This window comes from Halomonas sp. BC2, from assembly GCF_002078115.1.
In the GTDB taxonomy this organism is placed as follows: Bacteria; Pseudomonadota; Gammaproteobacteria; order Pseudomonadales; family Halomonadaceae; genus Vreelandella; species Vreelandella stevensii.
The window spans coordinates 25,413-30,148 of the sequence record NZ_LFGT01000018.1 but is presented as its reverse complement, the minus strand read 5'-3'; the positions used below and the strand labels follow the sequence as shown (position 1 = coordinate 30,148).

Genomic DNA, 4,736 nt, shown 5'->3' with positions numbered 1-4,736 from the left:
AGTGATGTTGGCGACATACCGTAGCGCGGCGCAAGCGGAGCGCACCCGCGAAGCAACGCGCCAGCGTTGCCGATGGAGCCACCGAACGTGGCGGCGGCCTCATCGTTACGGGCAGCCGCCGCCCACCCCACAGCTGCTACTCCTCCGAAAGGTGCTGAAAACGCGGGGCGCCGACGTTCCAGGGTTGGATGTTACCGTTTTCGCCGTAGTTGTCGTGGTCGCCGAGGACGTGGCCGTCATGCTCACGGGTGTGGCCGTAGAGCGAACGGTTGTGGAAGGTGGGGCCGAAGCGCTCGGCGGTTTCGGCGATATCGCCGGTGTAGCGTGGGTCCTGGGGGCGCTCTTGGCTATTGATGTAGTAGGCGATGTCCCAGGCTTGCTGGCCGGTGAGCGAGCGTGGCTGGCCCAGCGGCATATTCTGATAGATGAAGCCTGCCATGGTTTCTACCCGAACAATGCCGGCCCCCCAGTTGTTGGAGCCATCGCCCCAGGGCGGTGGAAAGACGTATTCCCCGTTTTCGTAGTGGCCTGAGCCGTCGGACTGATGGCACAGAGCGCAATTTTCCAGGTAGGCCGTTTCCCCTCGGGCATAGCTGGGCGCTTCTTCATGCTCGGGGGCTGGAAAGCCTCGCCCATAGATGGGCTTGTCGGGGTACATGGGCGCCCCCGTGGCCAGCCACTGGTGGTAGGCGCTCAACGCCAGCATTTCATCGCTGCCATACGCCGGCGGTGTGCCGTTCATGGAGTAGGCAAAACATCCGGCAATGCGCTCTTCCAGATTGTTGACGTGCTGATTCTTGCCACGAAAATCCGGTAGCGTGATGGCGGCGGCCCATACCGGCGCGCTGAACGGCACGCGCCCTTCTCCCAGGTGGCAGCTGGAGCAGTTCATATCGTTGTACACGTACTCACCGCGCAGCTGCTGGGTATCCGTGAACAGGTCGTAGCCGTAGCGAATGACTTTCTTGAGCTCCGGGTGCAGATCGGAGGCCTCCAGGTCGTCCATGGTGGGCGGCTCGTGGACCAGCATGTCCAGGGCGTCATCGGCACGCGGCTGCTGGGCCGACACCGCGCCTGCATAGAGCGCCAGCGCGGCGGCCGAGGCCAGAAGGCCGCCCGACAAGGTGAACGTCAAGGTCGTTGGACGCGTCATCATTGGCTAGCCTCCTGGTCGCGTTGAGGGGGTTGAGCGGCGTACCAGGCCGAGACGGCGGCAATGTCGTCATCGCTCATGCGCTTGGCCACGGCGCCCATCAGGTGTTGTGGATCGTTATGACGGGTATCGTTTTTCCATGCGTGCAATTGGGCGCTGATATAGCCTGCATGCTGCCCGGCAATCCCGGGAAAGTCGCTGCCCACTCCGTAGCCGCCGGGCCCATGGCAGCTTTGACACGACACGATGTAGGCATTCCAGTCGCCACGTTCGGCCAGTTGCTGGCCACGCGCCAGCAGGCTGTCTTCCACGTCGCCGCCTTGGCCTGGTGTCGCGGGCAGTTGGCTGTAGTAGGCAGCCACATCGGCGATTTGCTGGTCATTGAGCATGTTGGCAAAGGTCAGCATGGTGGCGTTTTGCCGCTCACCGGACTGAAAGTCGTGCAGTTGCTTGGCCAGATAGTCGGCATCCAGCCCCGCCAGGCGCGGCCAGGACTCGCCGCCCGGAATGTTCATGCCGCTGCCGTCTGCCTGGTGGCAGGCAACACAGGTGGCGGCGGCGGTTTGTCCCCGTTCCGGGTCTCCCGCCTGGGCCATGGCAGCACTTGCCAGCAGGCAGGCCCCCGCCAGCAGGCCGACGTGCGTCGATTGGATGTATGGCATTCTTCCCCCTTGGCATTGCTTGTTATGTTGGGTCTTGCAGTAACGGCGTTGTTGGTGATGACGCGTGTAGTGGTAGCACTTCGGGCACCGTGAGGTGGGCCAGGAAACCTCCGGTGGGTGCATTGGCAAAGTGAACGCTGCCGCCAAAGCGCTCGGCGATGGCGGCCACGATGGCCAGCCCCAGGCCACTGCCCTGGTGCTTGCTGGCACGCCAGAATCGTTGCGTTAGCTGCTTCAGCGTGGCGTCATCCACCCCTGGCCCCTCGTCGGCTACGGTGAACGTGACCCGCCCACCCAAACGCTGCACGCTCAGGTGAATCAGCGCGTTGGCAGGCCCATGGCGCACGGCGTTGTCCAGCAGATTGCGCAGCGCGGTAATCGCCAGCTCACGAGGCATGGCCAGCTGCACATCGGGTAATGCCTCAGGCACGCGGCACTGTGCTGGGTCGACCACGCTATCGGTGACGGCCAGCTCGACCACCGGAACGACGCTGCAGGGTTCGCCATCGTCGAAACGCATGCGCCCTTCCACCCGGGCCAGGGTGAGCAGCTGATCCAGCGTATCGGCCAGCCGCACCACGCCTTCTTCGGCGTGGCTCAAGGCTTCGCGTGCCAGCGGGCCTTCTGCCCGCTGCGCCACTTGAAGGTGGGTCTTGATAGCCGTTAGCGGCGTACGCAGCTCATGGGCGGCATCGTTGGTGAAGCGCTGCTCGCGCACCAGCGTCTGTTGAACGCGCACCAGCAGCCCATTGAGCGTGTCGATCAGCGGCTTGATCTCCTTGGGCACACCATAGGTAGACACCGGCGCCAGCGCTTCCGGATGGCGGCTGGCCAGGGAGGCGCGCAAACGTGACAGTGGCGCCAGCCCACGCCATACCCCAATCCACAGGGCGACCAGGCTACCCACCAGCGCCACCACGAACGGCACCACAGCCACCCGCACGATGCCGCCCAGCAGCAGGTTGCGCTCATCCATGCGGTCTGCCGTGGTGATGATCAGCCCACCTCGCTCGTAGGTGAACACACGCCAGGTGGTCTCCCCTTCCTGACGGTAGCTATGCCCGTGCTGACCGGGAGCCAACACGGCCTCCATATTGGCGTGGGTGCGTGCAATGATCTCTCCACGTGGCGAGTGCACCTGGCAGGCCAGCCCTTCAATGGGTGGAATGGAAAGCGCGGCGGTCATGTTCTGCTCCCACACCTCTGGCGGCAGCTGATGAACCAGCCCAGCCACCATGCGCGCCGACTGGGCCAGCCGCTGGTCGAGGGTGCGCACGAAAGACGCCTGTAAATCGTTCAACAGCCACGCGGCAGCCACGCCCCAGAGCAGCACCAGCGTGATGCCCAGCGTCAACAGTAGCCGTGCGCGCAGGCTCATCGCTGCCCCTTGGGCCGCTGGCCGGGCACCTGGACCGCCTCGGGCTTGCCCAACCGATACCCCAACCCACGCACGGTTTCGATGATGCCGCTGCCCAATTTGCGCCGCAGGTGGTGAATGTGCACATTGAGCGCGTTGCTTTCGACATCGTCGCTCAAGCCATACAGGCTATCCTTGAGCTGGTCGGCGGAAAGCACGCTGCGCGGCGCATGCAGGAAAGCTTCCAGCAGCACCAGTTCACGACGCGACAGGGCAACCAGGTGATCGGCCACTCTCACTTCTCGGGCAGCCGGGTCCAGGGTCAGGGTGCCGTGCACGGTCAAGCCCTGGCTGCGCCCTGCCACACGCCGCAACAGCGCATGCAGGCGCGCGACCAGCTCATCCAGGTCGAAGGGTTTGATCAGGTAGTCGTCGGCACCGGTTTGCAGCCCATCCACCCGGTCACGCACGGCATCTCTGGCCGTAAGCACCAGCACCGGCGTGGTGACCCCCTCGTCACGCCAGGCTTGCAGCAGGGTCAAGCCATCGCCATCCGGTAACCCACGGTCGAGGATGACCACGTCGCTGGCGACACTCTGCATGGCCTGCCGCGCTGCCTGTAACGACGTCACGTGCTCGACCACAAAGTGATACATCATCAGTCCGGCGCGAATACCCGACGCCACCAGCGGGTCATCTTCAATCAATAGGACGTGCATAGCGGTTTCCTTGTTATGGAAGCAGCATGACAAAAGCGTATTAACCGAGCGTTAAGCGCCGGTCGAAAACCCTTGCCGCAGATCAAAAAAAACGCCCCTGCCGACAGGGGCAAGGGCGACAACATGCCGCGTGGGTTCGGTGGTGCTAGCGAGACAGGCGTGCAGCCCCCCACCAGCCCAACATCATGGCCGCCAACATGGCCAGTAACGGCAGCGTGACGCCGCCCAAAGAAGCAATGGCAGGCCCCGGGCAGTAGCCGGACAGCCCCCAACCCACTCCAAATAGCGCCGCACCGCCCAGCAGCTTGCCATCCAGCTCCTGGCGCGTGGGCAGTTGAAAACCACCGGCCAACAGCGGCTGCCCCCGAGCAAACACCAGCCGGTAACCGACAAACGTGGTGCACACCGCGCCCCCCAGCACGAACATCAGCGTGGGGTCCCAGGCGCCCGCGATGTCCAGAAACCCCAGCACCCTCGCTGGGTCGGTCATGCCGGAAATAGCCAGCCCTAACCCAAACAGCAGCCCTGCCACGTAGCCCGCTGCCGTTTTCAACGCGGCCCGGCTCATACGCCACCCCCAATGACATGACGCACCACATACACCGTGGCGATGGCGGTCACCAGAAACATGCCCGTGGCCGCCATGGAACGCGGCGCCAAGCGCGCCAAACCACATACGCCGTGGCCGCTGGTGCAGCCGCTGCCCAGCCCGGTGCCCAGCCCCACCAGCAGGCCCGCCAACAGCATCAATGAGATGCCTCCGGCAGGCGCGCCAATCACTTCACCGGGGCTGCCAGCTACATTGCCCAGGCCTCCGCCCAGCGCCATGACCAGCAGCGGGCCGC

At 64.5% G+C, this 4,736-nt stretch carries 6 protein-coding genes; all 6 read right to left on the bottom strand.

What is annotated here, in order from left to right; translation table 11 throughout:
- Positions 1 to 136 precede the first annotated feature (136 nt).
- Positions 137 to 1,156 carry a c-type cytochrome gene (locus tag B7L71_RS11955; RefSeq protein WP_016913287.1) on the bottom strand — a complete coding sequence of 340 codons (1,020 nt, stop codon included), beginning with the start codon at positions 1,154 to 1,156 and terminating at the stop codon, positions 137 to 139.
- Positions 1,153 to 1,815 (bottom strand): c-type cytochrome, encoded by a 663-nt coding sequence (locus B7L71_RS11950; protein WP_081138188.1) that lies wholly within the window; start codon positions 1,813 to 1,815, stop codon positions 1,153 to 1,155. The genes B7L71_RS11955 and B7L71_RS11950 overlap by 4 nt, the downstream gene beginning before the upstream one ends.
- A gap of 22 nt (positions 1,816 to 1,837) precedes the next feature.
- Positions 1,838 to 3,193: an ATP-binding protein gene (locus B7L71_RS11945; protein WP_081138186.1), complete on the bottom strand. Its 1,356-nt coding sequence runs from the start codon at positions 3,191 to 3,193 to the stop codon at positions 1,838 to 1,840.
- The gene (locus B7L71_RS11940) at positions 3,190 to 3,891 is read right to left on the bottom strand and encodes a response regulator (protein ID WP_016913284.1); all 702 of its coding nucleotides are present in this window, start codon (positions 3,889 to 3,891) and stop codon (positions 3,190 to 3,192) included. The genes B7L71_RS11945 and B7L71_RS11940 overlap by 4 nt, the downstream gene beginning before the upstream one ends.
- 145 nt (positions 3,892 to 4,036) lie before the next feature.
- Complete coding sequence (locus tag B7L71_RS11935) at positions 4,037 to 4,459, bottom strand: DUF6691 family protein (RefSeq protein WP_081138184.1); 423 nt, start codon at positions 4,457 to 4,459, stop codon at positions 4,037 to 4,039.
- On the bottom strand, positions 4,456 to 4,736 hold a 281-nt coding region (locus B7L71_RS11930; RefSeq protein WP_446497430.1), incomplete at its 5' end, for a YeeE/YedE family protein. The genes B7L71_RS11930 and B7L71_RS11935, both read right to left, overlap by 4 nt.

Excerpts from the sequence above, each read along its gene's own strand:
- B7L71_RS11955 (WP_016913287.1), bottom strand. The coding sequence starts at position 1,156 with ATGATGACGCGTCCAACGACCTTGACGTTCACCTTGTCGGGCGGCCTT.
- B7L71_RS11950 (WP_081138188.1), bottom strand. The coding sequence starts at position 1,815 with ATGCCATACATCCAATCGACGCACGTCGGCCTGCTGGCGGGGGCCTGC.
- B7L71_RS11945 (WP_081138186.1), bottom strand. The coding sequence starts at position 3,193 with ATGAGCCTGCGCGCACGGCTACTGTTGACGCTGGGCATCACGCTGGTG.
- B7L71_RS11940 (WP_016913284.1), bottom strand. The coding sequence starts at position 3,891 with ATGCACGTCCTATTGATTGAAGATGACCCGCTGGTGGCGTCGGGTATT.
- B7L71_RS11935 (WP_081138184.1), bottom strand. The coding sequence starts at position 4,459 with ATGAGCCGGGCCGCGTTGAAAACGGCAGCGGGCTACGTGGCAGGGCTG.